Origin of the sequence: Rhizobacter koreensis (genome assembly GCF_013366375.1) — a bacterium.
In the GTDB taxonomy this organism is placed as follows: Bacteria; Pseudomonadota; Gammaproteobacteria; order Burkholderiales; family Burkholderiaceae_C; genus Schlegelella_A; species Schlegelella_A koreensis.
Genome location: NZ_JABWMJ010000022.1, coordinates 1 through 22200, shown reverse-complemented (window position 1 = coordinate 22200; position 22200 = coordinate 1). Strand labels below are relative to the sequence as shown.

The following is a 22200-nucleotide window of genomic DNA, read 5'->3' as shown; positions in this document are numbered from 1 at the left end:
CTTGCGCGTCTTCTTGGTCGACAGATTCAAACCCAGGCCCAACTGCTTCATGGCTTCAGCGCGCTTGGCGATCATGGGCCTCAATCATGCAAGCTGCGGGCCGGTTTTGCAGAGCTTCCCTAGCGGACATCGTTGCTAGGCACGGCGGCGACTGACTACGGCCAATCTGCGCCAGGGTGTTCCGCCGCGAGACTCCGCGCGGCTTGCGCCAGCGGCTCGGGCCCAAGCCCGACGAGAGGGAGCTCTCTCGAAGGCTTCCCACTCGCGTAGTTCCGCCGCGTTGACCGCGCGTAGCAAGGGTCGTAGTGTCGCACCATCACGCTTTCAAACAGCGCCTCGACGTCTCCCTGCGTCGCCAGCGCCCGCCAGGTCTCGATCACCTCCCCGCCCACTAAGGGTCTTAGCGGCAGCAGTTTTTCCACCATCCCGGCGGGATCTTCAGTGAAGTGCGGATAGTCCTCTTTCCACAGCCGAACGCGCTCGTCCATTGGCGCTGAAATCTGCGTCACGCGCGAGCGGTGCATGGCTTCAAACAAGCCATCGGGCAACTGCCTGTCGCCGATCTTCTTGCTCTCAGCCTCGATCCACACTCGTCGTGCAGGGTCGAGCCGTCGCAAGCTTGAGAGCAGCAGACTGTCGAACATCTTCTGGGTGGGCTGCGGCCGTCCAGGTAAACGGCCCAACAGAGACCCTCGGTGTGATGCGAGCTCTTCTAGATCGAGGACCTGCTCACCTTGACGCGCGAGTTCCGTCAGAAGGCGGGTCTTTCCGCAGCCCGTCGGCCCCGCCAGCACCTCGTACTTGAACATCGCGGGCAGCGTCACCAGCGATTCCCGCACCCACTGCCGATAACGCTTCCATCCGCCCGCCAGCTGGTCGACTTCAAAGCCAATCGTGCGCAGGTTGTCAGTCCAAAGCCGGCTGCGTTTACCGCCGCGGAAGCAATAGACCAGGAAGCGGTCGTCGCTCGTGTACTTCGAGATGAGCGGTCTGATCTGGTCCGCGATGTTGCGCAGTGAGTATTCAACGCCGATCAGGTACGCACGGTGTTTGTCGCTCTTGTGACGAATACCCACCTCGGCGTACTCATCGTCGTCGACGACGGGCAAGTTAACGGCACCAGGCAAGTGGTCCTCGGCGTACTCGTGCGGAGAACGCGCATCGATGACCAGCGCGTAGTGGTCGAACTCGCGAACGCCGAGCTGCTGCGGCGACACGATCTGCGCAGCGGGTTGGTGTGTCATCGCCCCGAACCGAGCCGATTGCGGCACGACGAAATATTCAAAAAATCCATCGCGAGGCGCATGGTTCTTCCCTCCTACATTTGTGTGCCCCAGGGTCCCGCACGGAGCCCGAGGCGCTTAGGCAGCAGCGCAAACGCTGCCAGCACGGGAGATAGAAATGTGCTCTGCATCAGAGTCTGGCTGCCGTCCGAGACGATGCGACAAGGCTACCCGATTCGCCGTCCGGCTTGCGGCATCGGGCCTTCTAGGCGTGATGATGGGCGTGGCAGCACCGGCCCGTGCGGCTGACGGCTGCCTCGTACTGCTCTGCCTCGCAGCACCCAGCTGGCGCGCCATCGAGCAGTGCGTTCCGCCCATCAAGCAGCTCTTTCGCGACCTCGCCCGAGGCAAGCCCTTCCCCAGCTGCAGCATGTCCGAGGCCGGCAACACCGCGAGCCACACGCCGGCGAGCGCCCCTGCTTTCTGCCCGCCTCAGTACACCCGCGTCATCGACCTCGACAGCGGACCCATCTACCACTGCGACTACAGCGGCGCGATCTCGGTGTCGATCAACGGCGCGCCGTTCTCGCGCACCTGGTGGCAGTTCGAGGGCGACTCCGTCACTGAGTTCAGCCCCACCGCTAAAGCCCAGCTCGGGAGCTGGGACACACGCTTCGAAGACGACTACGCACGGTGGCTCGCTTCGCAACCGCCACCTTCAGCCCACCAGCCGTGATCGGAGCCGTCGTGGATACGCCGACCTTCCTTGCCCTGGCGCTCGCCTGTGCGCCGCAGGTGCACCCCGAGACCGCTCTGGCCATCGCCACGGTGGAGAGCTCCTTGAACCCCTACGCGATCGGGGTCGTCGGGGGCGCCCTGGTGCGCCAGCCCAGGACGGGCGCCGAGGCTCGCGCCACCGCGCGCGCGCTGCTCGCCGGCGGCTGGAACTACAGCGTCGGTCTCGGGCAGATCAACGTGGCCAACTTCGCCCGGCTTGGCCTGACGACACACAACGCGTTCGACCCGTGCGCGAGCCTCACTGCCATGCAGTCGGTGCTCGGGGAGTGCTACCGCCGTGCCATGTCGGACGCCGATCCGCAAACAGCCCTGCGCCGCGCCCTCTCCTGCTACTACAGCGGCGACTTCAGCACGGGGGTTCGCCACGGCTACGTCCGCCGCGTTGTTGGGACAGCCCTGCGCGTGTCCCCTCGCCCCGCCCCGCGCCCGCCGCGCACATCCCCACATCAGGAGCTGTCGTCATGAGGTTCACCGTTCCCCGTCTTTCGAGCGGCCGCTGCGCTGCGGCCGTGCTGGCCGCGACCGCCGGATGTCAGCAGCTGGCGCTCGCCCAGGGCTTCGACAAGATCAACACCACCGTCACCAACATCAACACCATCCTGGTGACCATCTCGATCGCCGTCGTGACGATCGCGATCATCTGGGCGGGATTCAAGATGATCTTCCAGGGCGCGCGCCTGGCAGACGTCGCGAACATCCTGATCGGCGGCACGCTGATCGGCGGTGCCGCGGCGTTCGCGACTTACATCGTCAACTGAAGCTGGGCCCGGCGATGCAAGGCGAAGCGATCTACAAGGGCGCCACCCGGCCAGCGATGAAGCTGGGCATCCCGCTCGTGCCGCTGGTGATCCTGTTCGGCACCGGGATGCTGCTCGTCATGTGGGGCGGCGTGCTCGTGAGCTGGTGGGTGGCGCTCGGCGTCGCGGCAGCGATCGTTCCCGCCCTCGGCTGGATGCGCTACGTCACCGCCAAAGACGATCAGCGCTTCCGGCAGGTGTTCGTTGCCATGAAGCTGCGCCTGCACGACCGCAACCGGCGCTTCTGGCGTGCGCGCAGCTACGCGCCGAGCCTCTACCGGGGAGCCCGCGATGACTGGCACGGCTGAGCTTGGCGGCAACCTGGACCTGGCCACTGCGCGCCTTGCGGGCCGTGGCCAGCGCGCTCCACGCTACTGGAAGCAGGCTCTCTCCGAGAACCCGATGGCGCGCTTCGTGCCGTTCTCCTCGCTGGTCAGCCCGCACGACGTGATCACCCGCGGCGGCGACTACCTGCGCGTCTGGCGCCTCGAGGGCGTGCCGTTCGAGTGCGCTGACGAGAGCCTTGTCGCGGAGCGGCACGAAGCCCTGTGCAGCCTGCTCCGCAACCTCTCGGGCGGGCAGTGGGCAGTGTGGACGCACCGTCTCCATCGGCTCGTGACGCCCGAGCTCGCCCATCCCCCTGATTCCGGCTTCGCTCGCGACCTGTCGATCGCCTACCAGGGTCAGCTTGGCCGGCACCGCATGATGAGCAACGAGCTCTACCTCACGCTCGTCTACCGGCCGAACGTCTCCCGCGTTGGCCGCGCACTGCAGTCGACGAAGCGCTCGATCGATGCCATTGGCGCAGCGCAGGCCGATGCACTGTGCGTCATGGAGGAGCGCTCCGCGCTGGTCTTGCGTGTCCTCCGCGGCTTTGGGCCCAAGCTTCTCGGGGTGCGCGAGGAGCGCGGGCGGCAGTACTCGGAGATCGCCGAGTTCCTCGGCTACCTGGTCAACGGCTGCTGGCGCCCCGTACCGGCGGCAGCCGGGCCGCTCTACCGCACGCTGCCGACGACACGGCTCTCCTTTGGCGGGAACAAGCTGGAGCTGCGGACGGGCGAAGGTCAGCGCTACGCGGCTCTGGTCGACATCAAGGAATACGCGGACGCCATCGAGCCCGGGATCCTGAACGCCCTGCTCTACGAGGCCTCGGAGTTCATCGAGACGCAGAGCTTCTCGGTCCTGCCGCGGCGCGAAGCCATGCGGGCCCTCGAGCTGCAGCGCGACCAGCTCATCGCCAGCGACGATGTCGTGGCGAGCCAGGTCGCCGACATGGACGTGGCGCTCAACGAGCTCGGGGACGGCCAGTTCTGCATGGGCGAGTACCACTACAGCTTGGTGGTGTTCGGTGACGACGTCGCCGATGCCGGGCGCCGAGCCGCGCAGGCAATCGGCGCGATTGGCGAGGCCTCCAGCCTGCAGATGGCGCCGGTCGACCTGGTGGCCGACGCGGCCTGGTTCGCCCAGATGCCGGGCAACTGGCAGTGGCGGCCGCGCGAGGCGAAGCTGTCGTCGCGCGCGTTTGCGGCGCTGGCTGCCGGCCACAACTTCGCGCGCGGCAAGCGCGACGGCAATCCGTGGGGCGAGGCCCTCGCGCTGCTGCGCGCGCCTTCCGGGCAGCCGTTCTACCTCAACCTGCACGCGAGCCCCGAGGGCGAGGACTCCGCGGACAAGAAGCTGCCCGGCAACACCCTGATCATCGGCTCGACCGGGGTCGGCAAGACGACGCTCGAGATGTTTCTGCTGACGCTCACCCGCAAGTGGAGCCCGGTACCTCGGCTGGTCCTGTTCGACCTCGACCGCGGTTGCGAGATCGCGATCCGCGCACTCGGAGGCCGCTACTTCACGCTGGAAGCCGGCAAACCCACCGGCTGCAACCCGCTGCAGCGCGAGCCGACACCGGCACGCATCCAGTTCTGGGAGCAGCTGATCCGCACCTGCCTCGAGACGCCGGCACTGCCGCTGATGCCGTCCGACGAACGCGCGATCGCCGACGGCGTGAAGGCGGTGGCGATGATGCCGGCGGCGCTGCGCCGCTTCTCGACGGTGCGCCAGAACCTGCCGAAGGCTGGCGAGAACAGCCTCTACGAGCGGCTCGGCCGCTGGTGCCAGGGCGGCGCCCTCGGCTGGGTCTTCGACCAGGCCGACGACCGGCTGCTCGACCTCCACTCGGCGCTCGTGATCGGCTTCGACACGACCGAGTTCCTCGACCTGCCTGAGGTCCGCACTCCGGTGATGCTCTACCTGCTCCAAGTCATGGAGGAGTTGGTCAACGGCGAGCGCCTCATCTACGTCATCTCCGAGTTTTGGAAGGCGCTCGACCACCCGATCTTCAGCGACTTTGCCAAGCAGAAGCAGAAAACGATCCGCAAGCAGAACGGCCTCGGGATCTTCGACACCCAGAGCCCCTCGGACGTGCTGCGCCACCCGATCGGCCGCACGATGGTCGAGCAGAGCGTGACCAAGATCTTCCTGGCCAACCCGGAGGCGGTACGTGAGGAGTACGTCGAGGGCTTCGGCCTCAGCGACGCCGAGTACGACATCGTTCGCAGCCTCGGCTCAGTCGGCGGTCGCCGCTTCCTCGTCAAGCAGGGTCATGACAGCGCGATCTGCGAGCTCGACCTCACAGGGCTCGACGATTTCATCACCGTGCTCTCGGCGACCACCGACAACGTCACGCTGCTGGACGAGATCCGCGTACGACACGGTGACGATCCGTGTCAGTGGCTTCCCGTGTTGCTCAGCGAGGTTCAGGATCGTCGGTCTCGCAACTCAAGGAGACCCGCATGAAGGCTGTGCACAGTTTGGCTGCGGTGGCAGCACTGACGCTCGCAAGCGAGCCTGCCATTGCGCAGTTCGTCAGGGGCAACGAAGCACACAAGGCGTTGCCAAATGGATCCCGCAGCGTCGAGACACCGCCGCTGACTGCGGCCGCAAGCAGGAGGACGGCCTGCCAAGCCGACGCGGGCTGCCATGCCGGGTCATGGCATATGGTCGAGACGGCAGGGGGGCTCCAAGAGTGCACGGAGGCATACGCCCGACCGGGCACGTGCCGCGCCTCAAGCTACGGCAGCGTCAAGCGCTCGCGTCTGTGGGTGGTCAAGTCCGGCGGCAAATGGCTTCAATGCCAGTACCCGGACCTCGGCAGCAAGTGCGTCGACATGTTCGCGCGCCCGCCCGCGAACCTTCCCTTCGACGCGGTGCAGTAGGAGACCTCCAGATGTTCGCCTGGGTCGGGTCGAAGTTCGATGCAATCCTGAGCACGTACGTGCTCGGCGTCGTGTCGACTCTGATGACCGCGCTGTCCCCGATCGCGCTCGTCGCGATGACCATCTGGGTCACGCTTTATGGCTGGGCCGTGCTCCGGAACGAAGTGCCGGAGAGCCTCCAGGTGTTCGTCTGGAAGGTCTTCAAGATCGGCATCGTCCTCGCGTTCGCGCTTCAGTCCGGCTTCTACACCAGCAACGTCTCGGACACCGCCAACGCTCTGGCAATGGGCGTCGCATCGACCTTCGTGCCAGCTGGAGTCGATCCGACAACGATCACAGGCCCCTACGCGCTGCTCGACAGGTTCAACGACGACGCCAGCGCCCAGGTGGCAGACATCATGAAGGAGGCCGGCATTACGCGCCTGGATCTGTTCCTCGCGGCGGCGATCTTCTCGATCGGCTCTGTCGTCTTCCTGTGCATCGGCCTCTTCGTCGTCACGCTCTCCAAGCTCTTCCTGACGTTCGTCATCGCGGTCGGCCCTCTCTTCATCCTCTGCCTCGCGTGGCGGCCGACCGCTCGCTTCTTCGACAGCTGGCTGTCGATGGTCCTCAACTCGGTGGTACTCACATGGTTCGCGTTTTTCGCTCTTGGACTGAGTACATATATGGGTGCTGCCATCTTCGATGCGATCGCCGACGGCGGTGGCTTCCTCGGCGGGACCTTCAACGTCCTCGGGGAAGCCACTCGCTACTGCGTTCTGATGATCCTGATGGCGATCATCTGCTTTCAGGCGCCGAGCCTTGCCTCCGCCCTCACCGGGGGCGCCGCCGTCCAGCAGGGCATCCAGATGATCCAGAACGCGATGATGGTCTCGGGGCTGCGCTCCGCACGTGCCGGCACGAGCGCGGCAGGAACCGCGGGTGGGGTGGTCCGCGCCGGTGCCGGTCTGCCGTACGCCGCGGGCGTGGCCACGGGGTCAGCGGCGGCCGCTGGTGGTCGCTTCGCAGGGAGCATGGCTACCGGCGCTGCGGCGATGGCTCGTCAGGGTTACACGGGAGCCGCCGCCATGGCTCGCCAGGGATACGCCGCGGCACGTGTTGCCGCCTACCGCCTCGCCGCCCTGCGCGGCACGGCCTGACCGGCCGAACCACAGGAGCATCGACATGCGTCATCGCCTCAAGCTCGTGGCAGTAGCCTGCGCGAGCGCCGCCACCCTCGCAAGTACCCCCGCCAGCGCCACCGGCATTCCGGTGATCGACGTCGCCAACCTGATCCAGACGGTCCAGCAGGTGATGAACGACATCACCGAGATCCAGAACCAAGTCCAGCAGATCACACAGCTGCAGCAGCAGCTGGACAGCATCAACGGCGCCCGCAACCTCGGCCAGGTGTTCAACAGCCCCACGCTCCGCAACTACGTGCCGGCCCAGGCTTACACCTACGTCAATGCGGTCAACACCAGCGGCTATTCGGGGCTCACCGGCACCTCGAAGACGCTTCGCGACGCCGGCATGGTCTACAACTGCATGGACCTCACTGGCACCGCTCGTACGACCTGCCAGGCCGAACTCGCGGCGCCGTACCAGACGAAGGGCCTGCTGCAGGACGCCATGCGGTCCGCGTCCGGGCGCCTGTCGCAGATCAACTCGCTGATGAGCCAGATCAACGCGACCGCGGACCAGAAGGCGGTCCAGGAGATCCAGGCTCGGATCGGCGCCGAGAACGCGCTCCTCACCCACGAGGTCTCGCAGATCCAGATGCTGCAAGGCATGGCCGACAGCGAGGAGCGCATCGCGCGCTCCCGTGACCGCGAGCGCCAGTACCAGATGCTCGGCCGCACCGGCAAGGTCGCCGACTACCTTCCCTAGCGGAGACACCCCATGAGTGCCGTCATGACGGCCGGCAGCGAGCCGGTCGGAGCCGCTGCATTGCCGATCGTCGGGCGGAAGCGCCCGGATGAGCCGGAAGACGCCTTCCAAGCCAACCGCGCCTGGGAGATCGACCACGCCTTGATGCTCGAACGCTCCGAGCGTCGCGCCTGGTGGGTCGCGATCGCGGGCATGCTCCTCGGCCTGATAGGCATCGCCGCCGTGTTTGTTCAAGGGCCGCTGCGGCGCGTGGTCGAGATCCCGATCGTGGTCGACCGCCTGACCGGCGAAGCGACGATCCAGCAGCGCCTCAGCGTCGAGACCATCCCGCCACTCGAGGCGCTCGACAAGCACAACCTCGCGACCTTCGTGCGCGCCCGCGAGGGCTACAGCTGGATGTTCCTGCAGCGCGACTTTGACCAGGTCGCGCGGATGGCGGTGCCCGCCGTGTTCGCCGACTACAACCGGCAGTTCGAGGGCGACGCCGCGCTGCAGAGGAAGCTCGGCGCCAGCGAGGAGTGGCGCATCAACATCGTCGGCGTGCGCCTGGCGGCCTCGGGCCGCGCCGGCAACCGCGGCGAGGCACAGGTCACCTACGACAAGGTGGTGCGCCTCACGGACCGCAACCTTCCCGACGTGACGACGCGTCACGTCGCGAGCATCGTCTTCCAGTACCAGCCCAAGGTGCTCGCGAAGGAGAAGGACCGCCTCGAGAACCCGTTCGGGTTCGTGGTGCAGGCGTACCGGTCCGATCCCGAGATCAACACGGCCGTGCCGGGAGCGAAGTCGTGAAGCCCCGCGCCCTGCTGCTCACGATGCTCGGCTGCACGCTCGCCAGCGCCGTGTGGTCTGCAGCCGACCCGCAGGCCGACCCGCGACTGCGCGAAGTGGTCTACGACCCGAGCGCCGTGATCACGGTGCCGGTCAAGCGCGGCGTCGTGACACTGGTGGTGCTCGACGCTGACGAGGCCATCACCGAAGTCGGCGCAGGGCTTGGAGGCGACTGTGCCAAGCCCGAGTCGGCGTGGTGCGTCGCCGCGCAGGCGGGAGGTCGCAGCCTGTTCGTCAAGCCCAAGAGCACGGCGAGCGCGCCGAACAACCTCGCGGTCGTCACCGACCGGCGCACGCACGCGTTCCGGTTCGTGGTGCTGGCCGAGGGTGACCCGAAGCCGCCCGTGTATCGGCTGGTCGTGAAGGCGCCACCCACCCGGACCGCGACATCAGCCCGGCCAAGCGCCGACAGCGAGCTTCTGAAGGCGCTGGCAGCAATCCCACCGTCGCCACAGCCAGCCACCCCACAGCAGGTGATCGGCGAACGCCTGCGCGCGAAGGCGCAGGTGCTGAACACCCGTTACTCGATTGCCGAAGGCACGGCCTCCGAGGACATCGTGCCGACGCTCGTCTTCGACGACGGCCGCTTCACCTACTTCCGCTTCCCTGGCAACCGCGAGGTACCGGCCGTCTTCCATGTGCGCGGCGATGGCTCCGAGACGCTGGTCAACGCCCGCATGGAAGACGACCTGTTGGTGGTCGACCGCGTCAGCCGCAGGCTGATGCTGCGCGCCGGCTCGTCGGTCATCGGGGTGTGGAACGACGACTTCGACATCGACGGCGTTCCACCCGCCGGTGCGACGACGGTACCGGGAGTCCAGCGGACCCTCAAAGCCGACCGGCAGACCGCCGGCCCGGCACCGAAGCCAGGCGACAGCGCCGCAGAGCCGCCTCCGGAGAGACGCCATGACGAATGAACCCGATCCCAAGACCGGAGCCGAGGGCGGCGACAACACCATCGCGCCGCTTCCTGGCGAAGCCGGCATCCCCAACGTGGCCGAGCCGAAGCGCTTCTCGGTCTCGAAGAAGGGGCTCCTCGCCGTTGCCTTGCTGGTCGTCTCGCTCGTGCTCGCTGCTGCGTTCTCGATCCACCGCTTCATCGCGAGCGGCACGAAGCCGGACGACGAGTCGAAGCGCGCGAGTGATCGGCCGATGGCCGCCACGGCCGAGCCACGTCGGCTCGAGATGCCCCGTCCGTCCGCGGCAAGCGCACCTGCTCCCCTGATCCCGGCCATCGTGCCGACGGCCGACGAGTTGGCAGAGCCGATCGGCGTCCGACGCACCGCGCCGGGTGCACCCGCCGGAGGCAACACCAAGGTGGTCCCGCCGGAGGACGCCCCCGTCCTGCTGGTCTCCAGCCGAGCGGCAATGAGGGGAACGCCACCGGTTCCGCATCAAGCCGCCGCGTCGATTAGCACCGCCGCAGCCGAGGACCCGCCGCCCGATTCCGGTGATCCGATCGCCAACACCGCACGAAACCTGCAGGGCTATCAACGTCAGCTGCAGGGGCTGCTCGACAACCTCACCCGCAGCGCTGCGTTGGCGACCGGCGGGTCAGCCAGTCCGGCTTCGACGGGGGCGCTCCTGGGTGGTCCTCCGGCCGGGGGTGCGCCGTTCGCCCCGGCCGCTGCCCCGAGCACCGGCCTCTTCGGCGGGCAGCTCCAGGGCTCGGCGACACCCCGGGTCGCGGCATCGATGCTCGGCAACCGCAGCCTGACGCTGCCTAAGGGCACCGCCTTCACGTGCGCCCTGAAGACCAAGGTCATCAGCGCGGTCTCGGGGCTGGTCGGCTGCCAGGTGCAGCGCAACGTCTTCAGCGACGACGGTCGCGTCCTGCTGATCGAGCGCGGCTCGCATCTTGACGGCGAGTACCGGATCGCCTCGGTGCGGCCCGGCACCGTCCGCATCCCGGTCCTCTGGACCCGCATCCGGACACCCCTCGGCGTTACCGTCGACATCGAGTCGCCGGGAACGGGCCCGCTCGGCGAGTCCGGGATCGAAGGCTACGTCGACAACCGCTGGCGCGAGCGCATCGGCGCGGCGATGCTGCTCTCGCTGATCGACGACGCGGTCAAGCTGGTCATCCAGAGCCAGAGCCACGAGAGCGACGCCGACACCTTCATCGTGCCCTCGGCCACGGCGAACACCAGCAAGCTCGCCGAGAAGGTGCTCGACAGCACCATCAACATCCCGCCGCTGATCTACCAGAACCAGGGCGGCATCGTCGGCATCTACGTCGCCCGAGACGTCGACTTCTCGTCGGTGTACGAGCTGCAGGCGGTGCAGCGATGAGTGCCGTGCACGAAGCCTTGCACGACGCAGGCGACGCTGGCCTCTGGCACGGCGACGCCACCTCCGTCGTCGAGTTCCTGCGCCCGCTGCGCGAGCAGCTCGACGCCGACGGCGTCCTCGAGGTCTGCGTCAACCGTCCCGGCGAGCTGCTGGTCGAGACGGTCGGCGGCTGGCGCGTCGTGCCAGCACCGGACATGACGCTAGAGCGCTGCCTGTCGCTCGCGACGGCGGTCGCCACGTACTGCGACCAGCACGTCAACCAGGAGCGGCCGCTGCTGGCGGCGACGTTGCCGAGTGGCGAGCGCATCCAGTTCGTCATCCCGCCGGCGGTCACGCGCGGAACGGTTTCGATCACGGTCCGCAAGCCCGCGTGCCTGATCAAGCGGCTCGACGAGTTCGAGCGTGACGGCTTGTTCGAGCGGACCTCCAGCGTCAGCCGGAAGGCACCGGGCGGGCTGCTTCCCTTCGAGGAGGAGCTGGTCGGGCTCAAGGACGCCGGCCGCTACGCCGAGTTCCTGCGCCTCGCCGTCCGCAAGCATCAGACGATCGTCGTCAGCGGCAAGACCGGCTCCGGCAAGACCACCTTCATGAAGGGCCTGGTCGAGGAAGTGCCTAGGTGCGAGCGCCTGGTCACGATCCAGGACACGGCCGAGCTGACGCTGCCGAACCACCCGAACGTGGTGCACCTGTACTACAGCAAGGACGCGCAGGGAATGGCCAAGGTGACAGCCAAGTCGCTGCTGGAAGCGTGCCTGCGGATGAAGCCGGACCGGATCTTCCTGGCCGAGGTACGCGGCGATGAGTGCTTCTATTTCGTGCGCCTCGCGGCGTCGGGCCATCCCGGCAGCATCACCAGCGTTCACGCCGGCAGCTGCGCCCTCGCCCTCGAGCAGATGTCGCTGATGATCCGCGAGAGCGGTGCCGGCGGGGGCCTGCGCATGGACGAGATCAAGTACCTGCTCGGCGTCGTCGTCGACGTCATCGTCCAGTTCGACCGCGACGAGCGAGGGCGCTTCATCTCGGAGCTGTTCTACGAGCCGCGGCGCCAGCGGCTCGGCCGCGGGAACGGACACCTGGAGGCTGCGACATGAACAGCCTGGCGCTCCCGCTATCCGCCTGGCCGGTGTCGCGAAAGGTCGCCGCGACGCTGTTCGGCGTGATTGGCCTCCTCGGCCTCGCCTGCGCGGCGGTCTACCTGTCCGGGGTGCTGTTCCTCCTCCTGAACAAGGCCGATCCGCGGCAGGCCGGGCTCACGAGCATTGCGCAGTACTGGCAGCTCTATGGGGACGACCCGGCGCTCAGGCGGAAGCTGGCGTTATCAATCGGGGTCTGCGGCGTCGCGTTTCTGATCGTGCTGCCCGCCGCATTGGCCTCTGCGGCACGGCCGCGCCGAGCGCTGCACGGCGATGCGCGGTTCGCCAGCTCGGCCGAGGTTGCGCGCGTGGGATTGACGGGGTTCCGCGGCGATGGCGGTCCCAGCATCCTTATTGGCCGCTACCGCGGCAGGTTCCTCGCCCTACCCGGCCAGCTCTCGGTGATGCTGTCGGCGCCGACGCGCAGCGGCAAGGGTGTCGGCGTCGTCATCCCGAACCTGCTGAACTGGCCTGACAGCGTCGTGGTCCTCGACATCAAGGGCGAAAACTACGACGTCACCGCCGGCTACCGGGCCCAGCACGGCCAGGCGGTGTACGCGTTCTCGCCGTTCGACGAGGACGCGCGCAGCCACCGCTGGAACCCGCTCTCGGCGGTGCGCACGAGCCCGCTCCACCGCGTCGGCGACCTGCTGACGATCGGGCAGGTGTTCTTCCCGAACGACGGCAGCGGCACGTCGTCGGAAGCGTTTTTCAACGACCAGGCTCGCAACCTCTTCCTCGCGCTCGGCCTCGTGTTGCTGGAGATACCGGAGCTTCCTCGCACCGTCGGCGAGATGCTGCGCCAGTCGTCGGGCAAGGGACAGCCGCTGAAGGAGCACCTGAACGCGTTGATCGCGCAGCGGCGTGACGCGGGCAAGCCGCTCACTGACGAATGCACCGATGCCCTGCAGCGGCTGCTCTCGAACTCGGAGAACACGCTCTCCAGCGTGGTCGCGACGTTCAACGCGCCGCTGACGATCTTCGCCGATGCGGTGGTCGATGCCGCGACGAGCGCCGACGACTTCCGGCTCGACGAGGTGCGCCGCCGGCGCATGTCGATCTACGTCCGAATCCCGCCGAACCGCTTGGCCAACGCACGGCCGCTGCTCGCGCTCTTCTTCTCGCAGTTGGTGAACCTCAACACGCAGGCGCTGCCCGAGCAGGACCCGACGCTGAAGGTGCAGTGCCTGCTCGTCAACGACGAGTTCACGGCCATGGGGCGCGTCGGCGTGATCACGTCGGCGGCGGCGTTCCTCGCGGGCTACAACCTGCGGCTGCTCACGGTCGTGCAGGCGATGTCGCAGCTCGATGCGGTCTACGGCGACAAGGAAGCGCGCACCTTCGCGACCAACCACGGGCTGCAGATCCTCTACGCCCCGCGCGAGCAGCGCGATGCCGACGAGTACAGCGCGATGCTCGGCCACTTCACCGAGCGCGCCACCTCGCGCGGACGCAGTCGGTCGTTCAGCGGCCGCAACCACACGACGGTTAGCCGCAATGAGTCGGAGCAGCGCCGCGCCCTGCTGCTGCCGCAAGAGTTCAAGGAGCTCGGCAGCGAACGCCTCGCGGTGATCGTCGAGAACTGCAAGCCGATCCTCGGCGAGAAGATTCGCTACCACCGCGAGAAGGTGTTCCGCGCCCGTCTGCGGCCTCCGCCGGAGGTCCCGCGCATGGACATGGACCTCCACCTGGCGCGCGTGCAGCAGCGCTGGCGCTACGCCAACGACGAACTGGCGCCCGGCGAGACGCTCAGCATTGAAGCGCTTGCGCACGACCTGTCGCTGCTGCCAGACGAGTTCGAGGGTGCTCCGGAGCAGACCGCCGAGGAGCTGCTCGACTATTTCGACCACGGCCTGTCGGCGCTCAACGGCGGTGCCATCGAACCGCTCGCGGACCAAGACGGCGTGCTGGTGCATGAGGACGTGGAGCCCGCGCCAGCGCCGGTCGGGCCCGGCGGGGTGTCGTCACCCTCACCTGACCGGAGCCCTTCATGAACAAGAGAGCCCTCCGCCTCCCGCTCTTTATCGCGGCGCTGTTCCTCGTCGGCTCGTGCGGCGCGCCGCCCAAGCCGCCGGAAGTGGACGAATCGAGGAAGCGTCCGGCCAACACCGCCATGGCCGTGGATCTGCAGACCTGCCGGAGCGACTTGCAGAACACGCGGATCCTGGCGGCCGAGGCGACTCGACGGGCGGACTCCGCAAGCGCTATCGCGCAGCAGCTCGCCGCACGGCAACAGGCCCTCGCGACGCTCCAGATGCGTTCCACGGTTCCGCAGGCCAACAGCGTGTTCACGGTTCGCTTCGGCGTCGGCAGCACGCGGGTCGCGATCCCCGCCGAGATGTCGGCAGCGCTCGTCGACGATGCCCGCTCGGCACCGCTCGTGATGATCCGCGGCCGGACCGATGGCAATGCTGACTCGCCTGCAGAAAGCCACGTCGCGCGGGCGCGCGCCAACGCGGTACGCGACTACCTCGTCGGAGCAGGTGTCGACGCCGCACGCGTCCGAACCACCTATCAGCCGGTCGGCGATCACGCCGCGGACAACACGGGCGCCGCGGGACGAGCGATGAATCGCCGCGTCGAGATTGAGGTGTACCGCGCCGCGCCGGTTGTGGTTGGCGTCGCCGCAGTGACGCCGGCTCTTGCAGCGCCTGCCCTGCCCTGACCCCGCAAACGGGAGGACGACATGGATGCCGACAGCTCTCCGTCACGAACTCCAAGCTCACCCGCCAAGGGCGGCAGCGTCGAGCCCGCGAACCGCGCGGAGGTCGCGAAGGACCGATTCCAGACGCCGAACGACGTGCCCAGCGAGCGCTACGAGCTGCGCGACCCGTTCGCCGAGGTGACGTACCGCTCGCACAGCATGGTGAACATGATCGCCAAGGCCGATCAGCTCGGCATCCATCGCTTCGTGGCGCTGGATGCCGAGGGTAGGCGGACGACCGTGCAGCGGCTCGACGGCCGCTGGCAGCGCGGCCCGCAGCGGCCCGCTGCTCCCGAGCGCCCCATCGACCCGGCACCCGGTCGGGACGAGGTGCCGGACGTGTCGGGCAACGAGAGCTCGCCTCCGAAAGTGCCTTGGCAAGCGCCCTTGCATCCGGCGGCTGCGCGCTCGCCCGTGAACGAACCCGCGCCACAGAAGGTCGATGATCAGGCGCTCGCGCGAGTCGACGCGGAAGCGGACCGGGCTGCCCGCGTCGCACGACTCGAAGCTGCCCTGCTCGAGCGCTACCTCATCAAGCGGGCGCCCGTGACGATCGGGGACGTGACCGTCGGGCGCACCGAGTACCGCTTCCGCGGCGACACCTCGCGCGTGGCGTTCACGGAATCGACGTTCCGCCTGGCGACCGACACCAACAGCCCGTCTGTCGCCCGCTCGATGGTCGACGTCGCGGAGGCGCGCAACTGGCAAGGGCTGCGCGTCTCGGGCAACGAGGAGTTCCGGCGGCTGGTCTGGCTCGAGGCGTCGGTTCGCGGCGTCAAGGCGCTCGGCTACGAGGCGACTCCAGCCGACCTCGAACTCCTGAAGAAGGAACGGGAGTCGCGCCTGGTCAACCGCATCGAACCAACCCGGCAGGTCCCCGGCGACAAGGCTGATCCTGCTGCGCCAGCGGAGAAGGGTTCGGCACGCGGCAGCGGCGGCCGCAAGGCCGTGCTCGTGGCGATCGAGGCGGTGCTCGTCGCCAAGAGCGTTCCCGAAAAGCAGCGCGAAGCCATCATGGCCGCTGCGACCGAGAAGCTCGCGCAGCGAACCCGCGATGGTCAGGCACCGAGAGTCAAGGTCTACGACAAGGCGGCCCCGTCGCAGCGCCCGGTCCTTGCGCCGGTGCCTGAGGTCCAGCGCACGCGCGAGCGTGCGGGCCCGACGCGCTAGACGTTAAACGGGTCCTGGAGCTGTGCGATGAACGGGGCGAGCTGCGAACCGACCGAGCCGCTCGAAGCTGCCGGACACGGTGCGGTCTACCTCATCCGCGGCAAGAGGTTCGAGGTAGGAACGCCCGGCTTTGCTGAGGCGGTTGCTAGCGCCTATGCAGCCCCTGAGCGCCCACGCTGTCTGTGCGTGACCGAAGGCGCCGAGATGTACGTGGCTCGACTGCCCGGAAGCGCCGAGTTCATCCTCAAGCGAATGCCGTACACGGGCCATCAACACGCCCCCAGTTGTCCTTCGTACGAGCCACCGCCGGAAGCGTCAGGGTTGGGACAGGTGCTCGGGTCGGCGATCACGGAGAACCCGGCGACTGGGGAGACGACGCTCAGGTTGGATTTCGCGTTATCGAAGATGCCGGGGCGCTCGGTCGTGCCCCCCACGGGCGCGGAGAACGACAGCGCCGCGACCAACGGAACGCGGCTGTCGCTGCGCGGGCTCCTGCACTACCTGTGGGACGAGGCCGAGCTCACGCGCTGGCTACCGAGGTTCGAGGGCCGGCGCACGTGGGGCACCGTGCGCAGGCACCTGCTGGATGCCGCCAGAAACAAGGTGGCGCGCGGAAGCTCACTCGCCCCACGGATCTACATCCCCGAAGTGTTCTCGGTCGAGCAGCGCGAGGCGATCCACGCTCGGCGCGCGACGCATTGGGCCTCCGCGGTCGCGGTTCCAGGCAAGCCGCAGCAGCTGATGCTGTTGATCGCCGAAGTGAAGGAGATCGTTCCGGCACGCTTTGGCTTTAAGGCGGTGGTGAAGCATGTCCCGGACCAGACCTTTTCCATCGACGAGCAGCTCTACCGTAGACTCGGCCGCCGCTTCGAAGCCGCGCTCACGCTCTGGGGCGCAGCTGACGACATCCACATGGTGATGATCGCGACCTTTGGGATCGGGGGAGCGGGTGTTCCAACGATCGTTGAGCTGTCCTTGATGCCGGTGACGCGCCAATGGCTACCGGTCGAAGACGCGTTCGAGAAGCAGCTCGTGGAGCGGCTCGTCGCGGAAGGAAGGTCGTTCGTGAAGGGGCTGCGCTACAACCTCGGCGCGCGAAGCTCGGTTGCATGTGCGACGCTCACCGACTGCGAGGGATCGGCACCCCTTTTCTTGGTCGTGCCTCCCGCGCGCGGGGTCAGCGACGACGACTTGCCCCTCGGCGATGTTTCAGTACCGCGCTGGCTGTGGGATCCATCGAGCGAAGCAATGCCAGCCCTCCCTTCACGTGCTCAGCATGGCCGTGAACCGGCCAGTGTTCTACAAGGGCACGCGACAACCTGAACGCGCGCCTACCTTGACTCGAGCGTTCAGGGGTGGGCACGTCGTCACGCCGGATGGCAGCTTTAAGAGAAGGCTTGCGCCACCGTTATGGTGGTGATCGATATGGCTCCCATCATCAGGTGGATGACGTCGCCCGTTCCCGTGCGGCCGAATCCCAGCGGGGCGGCTCCGCAACGTTGGCCAGCACTCGTCCCCGAACGGCTCATATCGCGGATGCGCCTCCAGAGCTTCAACCCTTTAGCCAAGTCGCGAGATCGGCCCCTACATATGTCACATCCGTACGGGCGCGCCGAAATCGAAACGCCACTAGACTTGCGTCCTTTACTTCGTCGCACGATTAGCAATGGCAAAGACATACGCTCAAGTCAGCAAGGAACTTCAGGCCCTCCAGGCCGAAGCCGACAAACTCATGAAGCAGGAAGCTTCCGAGGTCATCCGGAAGATCAAGGAGGCGATCGCCACCTACGAGCTGACCGAGCAGGACCTGTTCACGTCGGGCCGTCGAGGAGCGGCGAAGCCGGCCGCGAAGAAGAAGGACAAACGATCGAGCAATGTGCCGAAGTACGCTGACGGCAGTGGAAATGTGTGGGGCGGCATGGGCCCGCGGCCGAAGTGGTTGCGTGACGCTCTGAGCGGCGGGAAGAAGCTCGAGGACTTCCTCAACGGCGGGGCCTCTGGAGGCGCTGCTGCCCAGCAAGGTGGCGAGCAGGATTCGAGCGCCACCCAGCGCGACGGCGCAGAACCGGAAGCCGCCCGTAGGAGCGCTCCAGCCAAGAAGGCCCGTGCCAAGAACAGCGGGAACAAGAAGCCGGCGTTCACAGACGGAACGCAGACGTGGTCGGGAATGGGACCGCGCCCGGGCTGGTTGAAGAAGGCACTTGCCGCAGGACGCACGCTCGAGGAGTTCCGGGCGCAGTAGTCTCCAACAGCTGTGAGCCGAGCTTACGCAGCTCGCGGGGCTACGAAGCCCCGCCTTCGGGCGGCGGCCACCGTCAGCCGCGGATGACCCACTTGGCCGAATAAAGGCGCGGCAGGTCACGAGGCAGCCTTCCTCCACTCCCATGGAGGCACTGGTGCCTCGTTGCGCCAAAGTCCCCTCTTCGCCTGCCGCGCCTCACCCTCGAGCCTGAGCAGGACTGGATCCGAGCTGCACTGGCGGTAAACTCACGCGTATCCGCGACGTACCTGCTCGGCGTTCACGTCTTGGCCGTCCAAAACGACTCGGGCAAGCGGGCGCCCATACTGGTCCGACCTGCTCCAAGTGAGTCGCACCTCGCGCTCTTGGCTGAAGTGCCTGTGCGCTGAACTCCTCCGTCGAGCGCACGGTGGACCCGATCCGACGCGCCGACTCCGCAGCACTCGGCTGCTGAATAGCGGCTTCGCAGCGACTACAGGGTCTTCTTCATGGACGCGGTAAGTTGGGGCTGCAGCGGCTGGACTTATCGCCCGCGCAGGCAAGTTCCTAGACGAATACCACATTTACTTCCCAGCGCAAGGTCTCACGCCAGAGAATTGCTGGTGCGTAAGCAGGCTGTTGAAGAACCATGCGTCGAGCGGATGTCAATTGCTCTGAGCAAGCGGCTCATCTGGCACGCTCGGGTTGTCGCTTGGGTGTGTCGAGGTCGGCGGCGTCTTTGTTGCTCACGTCGAGCATGGCGGAACGCAAGTCTTGGCGCGTCGTCTCTCGCTCAGGTCCTTGGTACCGTTAGGTTGCGCCACCGGGTGAGGTTGTAGGCCGCCATCGTCAGAGTGAACGCTTGGCCGCTGCATGACGCGCGGCTACCACGGCGTCGCGCATCAGCTCGGGCCCGAGGCGCGATGCCCGGTGCACGGCTGCCGGCTGGCAGACATCTGCCAAGGCTGCGGAGCAAGCAGCGCTTGGCATCTCGACGCCCGGCTCCTCGATGCGACCTTCCGGTGCGCGCACTGCCGACGCCGCTATGGGAAAGCCGACTTCGTCAACCGGAAGCCGTTGTCCGGGCCGGCGCGAACGGCCTTGACCCGCACGTGCTTGGGCCTGAGGACACCGCTGGCCGCCAATCGGTCGGGCCGACGACGACGGTGACGCATTCGCTTCGCGACCGCTGCTCCGACCCCTGGAGTGTCGGATTTGCTTCGCAGATCCGCTAAATCAAAGCTGCATATACGTTCTTGGTCGCTCGCGACCGGTGCCACGGGCTGCGGTGTGTCTTTAACCTGCGTATTTGGGTTGCAATCACTTTGTTCTACGTAAGCGGCGCGTGCGGGGCGCCCAAAGGTCCGGACGCGGCCCAGGAGCGGTCGCTCCGTCGGTTGCCACGGAGCGGACATTTGGCACCACATCCAGAAGCGCAATCATCCCTCTGCGAAGAAGGCGCTGGGTGTTTGCCCGAAGTGCTTCCGAAACATCGACGTGAAAGCGCTGGGGCTCTCGTACCCCAACGCGAGGGCTACATCGATGACCTTATCGCCGACAGCGAGCAGTTCCAGCGCACGCAGGAGGCGTGCCTGCTGGCGCCACTGACCGAATGTCAAGCCGGTCTCCTTCACGAACGCGCGCTGGATCGTCTTAGCGTCGATGGTCAGCCGTCGAGACCAATCTGCCACTGTAGAAGGGTCGTCCAGTTGCTCCTGCAGTGCTTCCGAGATTTGGACCAGGCGCGGGTCGACCGGCATCTGCAGATGCAGTGGCAGGACAGGAAGCCCGCGCAACTCGTCGAGGATCAAACACATGAGTCGTCCATCGCGACTGGCTGCCTCGTAGGGGTGCCGCACGTCCACGGCGGCCCGGACGAGCTCGCGCAACAGCGGGGACACCGCGACGGCCTGCGTGCCGACGAGCGACGTTGCCGCCACTTGTGGCTTCACGAGCAAGCTGCGCATGTGCACTTCGCCAACGCAGCGGATCTCATGGGTCATCCCTGCTTGCATCCAGATCGCCCGGGTCGGCGGCACGACCCAGCGGCCGACATGAGCCTGAACCACCATCACGCCTCGCACCGCGTAGATCAACTGGTGCATGGAATGCGCGTGCGGGGGAATGTGCCAACCCGTGGGGTAGTCCGTCGCACGTCCAGCGACGGCTGATTGGACGGCTTCAATCTCCCGCAGAACCTCAGGCAGTGGCGGTGGATCCGGCGAACGCGTGTTGCCCTTTTTGCGATGGTCCATGGACGTTTAGCGCGAGACAGGATGAATAGTCTTCCACAGAATCACGGTTGGAGCACCGCCAGCCATGCGGGCGACCAGACTCTCCTCATTGACACGGCCCGCAAGGCAGTGCCGCGCCGCGCGCGCTGGCGCCCTGGCTCGTGCGCCCTGACTTGATCGGCTACACGACGGCCTCAAAGATGACTACATCAACGGAGAACTGAATGACCTCCTCGAACGCGACCACGGTGCCAGCGACGACCAACATTGGGAATTCGCTCGGAACACAGTGGCTGCTCAACATCGGCCACGCCATTGACCACATGTTCCTGCTGATCTTTGCCACCGCCGTGACGACAATCGCAGGTGACTTCGGCGTCGAGCGATGGGAAGACCTGATGCCCTACACCGTGGGCGCCTTCTTCTTCTTCGGTGTCGGGTCCTTGCCGTCCGGAAAGCTCGGCGATCATTGGGGCCGCCGGAACATGATGTTGGTGTTCTTCTTCGGCATCGGTGCGGCGGCGCTACTGGTGAGTGCGACGCAATCGCCCTGGCAAATGGCGTTAGCACTGGCCCTGCTCGGCTGTTTCGCCTCCATCTACCATCCGGTCGGCATTCCGATGTTGGTGCAGGGAGCGAGCCGCCCGGGCTGGACCATCGGCATCAACGGGCTGGTCGGCAACCTGGGCGTGGCCGTGGCCGCAGTCGCCACCGGCTTACTCGTCAAGTACGTTGGGTGGCGGATGGCATTCGCCGTTCCAGGCGTCGTCTGTCTGGTGGTAGGTGTGGCCTTTGCGATCCTTGCCACACAGGAACAGGGTGCACCCGCAAAGAAGAAGGCGAAATCGGTGCTTCCGCCCGGCATCTCGATGGCCAAGCTGTTCTTGGTGATGACGATCGCGGCCACGACAGGCAGCCTCTTGTTCAACTTTTCCACCAACGGCAACTACGAACTGCTGACCGATCGCATGCACGGCGTTCTGGAGGACCCTGCAAAGATCGGCATGATCTTGGCGCTCGTTTACGCAGTGGCTTCGGGGACGCAACTGCTCGTTGGTCATCTGATCGACCGCGTTGCGCTAAAGACGCTGTACGTCAGCATCATCGCTGCTCAGGGCATCCTGCTTGCACTCTCCATGATCGTGAGCGGCTGGGCTTTCTTCGCCGTGCTGTTTCTTTTTATGGCGACGATCTTCGGAGCGATTCCCTTTACCGACGCCATGATCGTTCGCTTTGTGGACGACAGCATGCGCTCCCGAGTCTCGGGCATGCGATTGGCCGTGTCGTTCGGCGCGAGCTCAATCGCGGTGTGGCTGATCGGACCCGTGGTCAAGCAAGCCGGATTTACCGCTTTGCTGGGCCTGATGACGATCACTTCGATCATCACGTTGCTCGTCCTCAGCCAACTCCCGAGGACTTCCACGCCTCGGCCCAGCATCGATCAGCTCTGAAGGGCAGAAGCTCGGAGCAGCGACTCTCAATGACGGCTTCTGCGTGGAGGCGCTGCCCGCTTAGGGTCGGGTGCGTGAAACCACCGCTGCAAGGAGCGGTCGTTCGGGCGCGGGCTCATACTGGCTGACGCCTCGCCTTGCTCTGAATGTCGGCAACACCTCGGCGGATTCAACCGGTCGATGCAACGATCTGGCTGAACCGCTCAGCCGGCGTCTGGAAGCCAAGCGTCTTCCTTGGTCTCTCGTTTAATTGTCTTGCTACGGCGTTGAG

21 protein-coding genes are annotated in these 22200 nt (G+C 66.6%); 18 read left to right on the top strand and 3 right to left on the bottom strand.

Features of this window, described 5'->3' with window-relative positions; translation table 11 throughout:
- Positions 1-155 precede the first annotated feature (155 nt).
- Positions 156-1244, bottom strand: coding sequence for a tRNA 2-selenouridine(34) synthase MnmH (mnmH, locus tag HQN59_RS24880; RefSeq protein ID WP_176071844.1), 1089 nt, complete (start codon positions 1242-1244; stop codon positions 156-158).
- A 409-nt stretch (positions 1245-1653) separates the two neighbouring features.
- Between mnmH and HQN59_RS26420 the strand changes: the two genes are divergently transcribed.
- From HQN59_RS26420 to HQN59_RS24795, 17 genes are all read left to right on the top strand, one after another.
- Complete coding sequence (locus HQN59_RS26420; protein ID WP_246295159.1) at positions 1654-1959, top strand: hypothetical protein; 306 nt, start codon at positions 1654-1656, stop codon at positions 1957-1959.
- 11 nt (positions 1960-1970) lie between these two features.
- Positions 1971-2486, top strand: coding sequence for a transglycosylase SLT domain-containing protein (locus HQN59_RS24870; RefSeq protein ID WP_176071842.1), 516 nt, complete (start codon positions 1971-1973; stop codon positions 2484-2486).
- Complete coding sequence (locus HQN59_RS24865; protein WP_176071841.1) at positions 2483-2779, top strand: TrbC/VirB2 family protein; 297 nt, start codon at positions 2483-2485, stop codon at positions 2777-2779. Before HQN59_RS24870 ends, HQN59_RS24865 begins: the two co-directional genes overlap by 4 nt.
- Positions 2780-2793: 14 nt before the next feature.
- Positions 2794-3126, top strand: a complete 333-nt coding sequence (locus HQN59_RS24860; protein ID WP_176071840.1) for a VirB3 family type IV secretion system protein — start codon at positions 2794-2796, stop codon at positions 3124-3126.
- Positions 3110-5608, top strand: coding sequence for a VirB4 family type IV secretion/conjugal transfer ATPase (locus tag HQN59_RS24855; protein ID WP_176071839.1), 2499 nt, complete (start codon positions 3110-3112; stop codon positions 5606-5608). Before HQN59_RS24860 ends, HQN59_RS24855 begins: the two co-directional genes overlap by 17 nt.
- On the top strand, positions 5605-6027 hold the full coding sequence (locus tag HQN59_RS24850) for a hypothetical protein (RefSeq protein WP_176071838.1): 423 nt from the start codon (positions 5605-5607) through the stop codon (positions 6025-6027). Before HQN59_RS24855 ends, HQN59_RS24850 begins: the two co-directional genes overlap by 4 nt.
- Positions 6028-6038: 11 nt before the next feature.
- A complete protein-coding gene (locus tag HQN59_RS24845) occupies positions 6039-7166 on the top strand; it encodes a TrbL/VirB6 family protein (protein ID WP_176071837.1) in 1128 nt (375 codons plus the stop codon).
- 25 nt (positions 7167-7191) lie between these two features.
- A complete protein-coding gene (gene virB5 / locus HQN59_RS24840) occupies positions 7192-7896 on the top strand; it encodes a P-type DNA transfer protein VirB5 (protein WP_176071836.1) in 705 nt (234 codons plus the stop codon).
- A 12-nt stretch (positions 7897-7908) separates the two neighbouring features.
- Entirely contained in the window at positions 7909-8688 is a 780-nt protein-coding gene (locus HQN59_RS24835; RefSeq protein ID WP_176071835.1) for a VirB8 family type IV secretion system protein, read from the top strand.
- The gene (locus HQN59_RS24830) at positions 8685-9644 is read left to right on the top strand and encodes a TrbG/VirB9 family P-type conjugative transfer protein (protein WP_342451313.1); all 960 of its coding nucleotides are present in this window, start codon (positions 8685-8687) and stop codon (positions 9642-9644) included. The genes HQN59_RS24835 and HQN59_RS24830 overlap by 4 nt, the downstream gene beginning before the upstream one ends.
- Positions 9634-11019, top strand: a complete 1386-nt coding sequence (gene virB10 / locus HQN59_RS24825) for a type IV secretion system protein VirB10 (protein ID WP_176071834.1) — start codon at positions 9634-9636, stop codon at positions 11017-11019. The genes HQN59_RS24830 and virB10 overlap by 11 nt, the downstream gene beginning before the upstream one ends.
- On the top strand, positions 11016-12110 hold the full coding sequence (virB11, locus tag HQN59_RS24820; RefSeq protein WP_176071833.1) for a P-type DNA transfer ATPase VirB11: 1095 nt from the start codon (positions 11016-11018) through the stop codon (positions 12108-12110). The genes virB10 and virB11 overlap by 4 nt, the downstream gene beginning before the upstream one ends.
- The gene (locus HQN59_RS24815) at positions 12107-14146 is read left to right on the top strand and encodes a type IV secretory system conjugative DNA transfer family protein (protein ID WP_176071832.1); all 2040 of its coding nucleotides are present in this window, start codon (positions 12107-12109) and stop codon (positions 14144-14146) included. The genes virB11 and HQN59_RS24815 overlap by 4 nt, the downstream gene beginning before the upstream one ends.
- Positions 14143-14817, top strand: coding sequence for an OmpA family protein (locus tag HQN59_RS24810; protein WP_176071831.1), 675 nt, complete (start codon positions 14143-14145; stop codon positions 14815-14817). Before HQN59_RS24815 ends, HQN59_RS24810 begins: the two co-directional genes overlap by 4 nt.
- A 21-nt stretch (positions 14818-14838) precedes the next feature.
- The gene (locus tag HQN59_RS24805) at positions 14839-16026 is read left to right on the top strand and encodes an LPD7 domain-containing protein (RefSeq protein WP_176071830.1); all 1188 of its coding nucleotides are present in this window, start codon (positions 14839-14841) and stop codon (positions 16024-16026) included.
- Between the two features lie 27 nt (positions 16027-16053).
- Entirely contained in the window at positions 16054-17349 is a 1296-nt protein-coding gene (locus HQN59_RS24800; RefSeq protein ID WP_176071829.1) for a DUF1173 domain-containing protein, read from the top strand.
- Positions 17350-17692: 343 nt separating this feature from the next.
- The gene (locus tag HQN59_RS24795) at positions 17693-18268 is read left to right on the top strand and encodes an H-NS family nucleoid-associated regulatory protein (protein ID WP_176071828.1); all 576 of its coding nucleotides are present in this window, start codon (positions 17693-17695) and stop codon (positions 18266-18268) included.
- A gap of 245 nt (positions 18269-18513) precedes the next feature.
- Here HQN59_RS24795 and HQN59_RS27140 read toward each other — a convergent pair whose 3' ends face one another.
- Both HQN59_RS27140 and HQN59_RS24785 read right to left on the bottom strand, forming a co-directional pair.
- Positions 18514-18828, bottom strand: a complete 315-nt coding sequence (locus HQN59_RS27140) for a thermonuclease family protein (protein WP_425342774.1) — start codon at positions 18826-18828, stop codon at positions 18514-18516.
- An 855-nt stretch (positions 18829-19683) separates the two neighbouring features.
- A complete protein-coding gene (locus HQN59_RS24785; RefSeq protein ID WP_176071826.1) occupies positions 19684-20499 on the bottom strand; it encodes an AraC family transcriptional regulator in 816 nt (271 codons plus the stop codon).
- Positions 20500-20702: 203 nt separating this feature from the next.
- Here HQN59_RS24785 and HQN59_RS24780 point away from each other — a divergent pair, with 203 nt between their 5' ends.
- Positions 20703-21929, top strand: coding sequence for an MFS transporter (locus HQN59_RS24780; protein ID WP_176071825.1), 1227 nt, complete (start codon positions 20703-20705; stop codon positions 21927-21929).
- The last annotated feature ends 271 nt before the right edge of the window (positions 21930-22200 follow it).

Bases quoted from the DNA above. Each gene is read 5' to 3' on its own strand.
- mnmH (WP_176071844.1), bottom strand. From the start codon at position 1,244: ATGACACACCAACCCGCTGCGCAGATCGTGTCGCCGCAGCAGCTCGGC.
- HQN59_RS26420 (WP_246295159.1), top strand. From the start codon at position 1,654: ATGTCCGAGGCCGGCAACACCGCGAGCCACACGCCGGCGAGCGCCCCT.
- HQN59_RS24865 (WP_176071841.1), top strand. From the start codon at position 2,483: ATGAGGTTCACCGTTCCCCGTCTTTCGAGCGGCCGCTGCGCTGCGGCC.
- HQN59_RS24860 (WP_176071840.1), top strand. From the start codon at position 2,794: ATGCAAGGCGAAGCGATCTACAAGGGCGCCACCCGGCCAGCGATGAAG.
- HQN59_RS24855 (WP_176071839.1), top strand. From the start codon at position 3,110: ATGACTGGCACGGCTGAGCTTGGCGGCAACCTGGACCTGGCCACTGCG.
- HQN59_RS24850 (WP_176071838.1), top strand. From the start codon at position 5,605: ATGAAGGCTGTGCACAGTTTGGCTGCGGTGGCAGCACTGACGCTCGCA.
- HQN59_RS24845 (WP_176071837.1), top strand. From the start codon at position 6,039: ATGTTCGCCTGGGTCGGGTCGAAGTTCGATGCAATCCTGAGCACGTAC.
- virB5 (WP_176071836.1), top strand. From the start codon at position 7,192: ATGCGTCATCGCCTCAAGCTCGTGGCAGTAGCCTGCGCGAGCGCCGCC.
- HQN59_RS24835 (WP_176071835.1), top strand. From the start codon at position 7,909: ATGAGTGCCGTCATGACGGCCGGCAGCGAGCCGGTCGGAGCCGCTGCA.
- virB10 (WP_176071834.1), top strand. From the start codon at position 9,634: ATGACGAATGAACCCGATCCCAAGACCGGAGCCGAGGGCGGCGACAAC.
- virB11 (WP_176071833.1), top strand. From the start codon at position 11,016: ATGAGTGCCGTGCACGAAGCCTTGCACGACGCAGGCGACGCTGGCCTC.
- HQN59_RS24815 (WP_176071832.1), top strand. From the start codon at position 12,107: ATGAACAGCCTGGCGCTCCCGCTATCCGCCTGGCCGGTGTCGCGAAAG.
- HQN59_RS24810 (WP_176071831.1), top strand. From the start codon at position 14,143: ATGAACAAGAGAGCCCTCCGCCTCCCGCTCTTTATCGCGGCGCTGTTC.
- HQN59_RS24805 (WP_176071830.1), top strand. From the start codon at position 14,839: ATGGATGCCGACAGCTCTCCGTCACGAACTCCAAGCTCACCCGCCAAG.
- HQN59_RS24800 (WP_176071829.1), top strand. From the start codon at position 16,054: ATGAACGGGGCGAGCTGCGAACCGACCGAGCCGCTCGAAGCTGCCGGA.
- HQN59_RS24795 (WP_176071828.1), top strand. From the start codon at position 17,693: ATGGCAAAGACATACGCTCAAGTCAGCAAGGAACTTCAGGCCCTCCAG.
- HQN59_RS27140 (WP_425342774.1), bottom strand. From the start codon at position 18,828: ATGTGGTATTCGTCTAGGAACTTGCCTGCGCGGGCGATAAGTCCAGCC.
- HQN59_RS24785 (WP_176071826.1), bottom strand. From the start codon at position 20,499: ATGGACCATCGCAAAAAGGGCAACACGCGTTCGCCGGATCCACCGCCA.
- HQN59_RS24780 (WP_176071825.1), top strand. From the start codon at position 20,703: ATGACCTCCTCGAACGCGACCACGGTGCCAGCGACGACCAACATTGGG.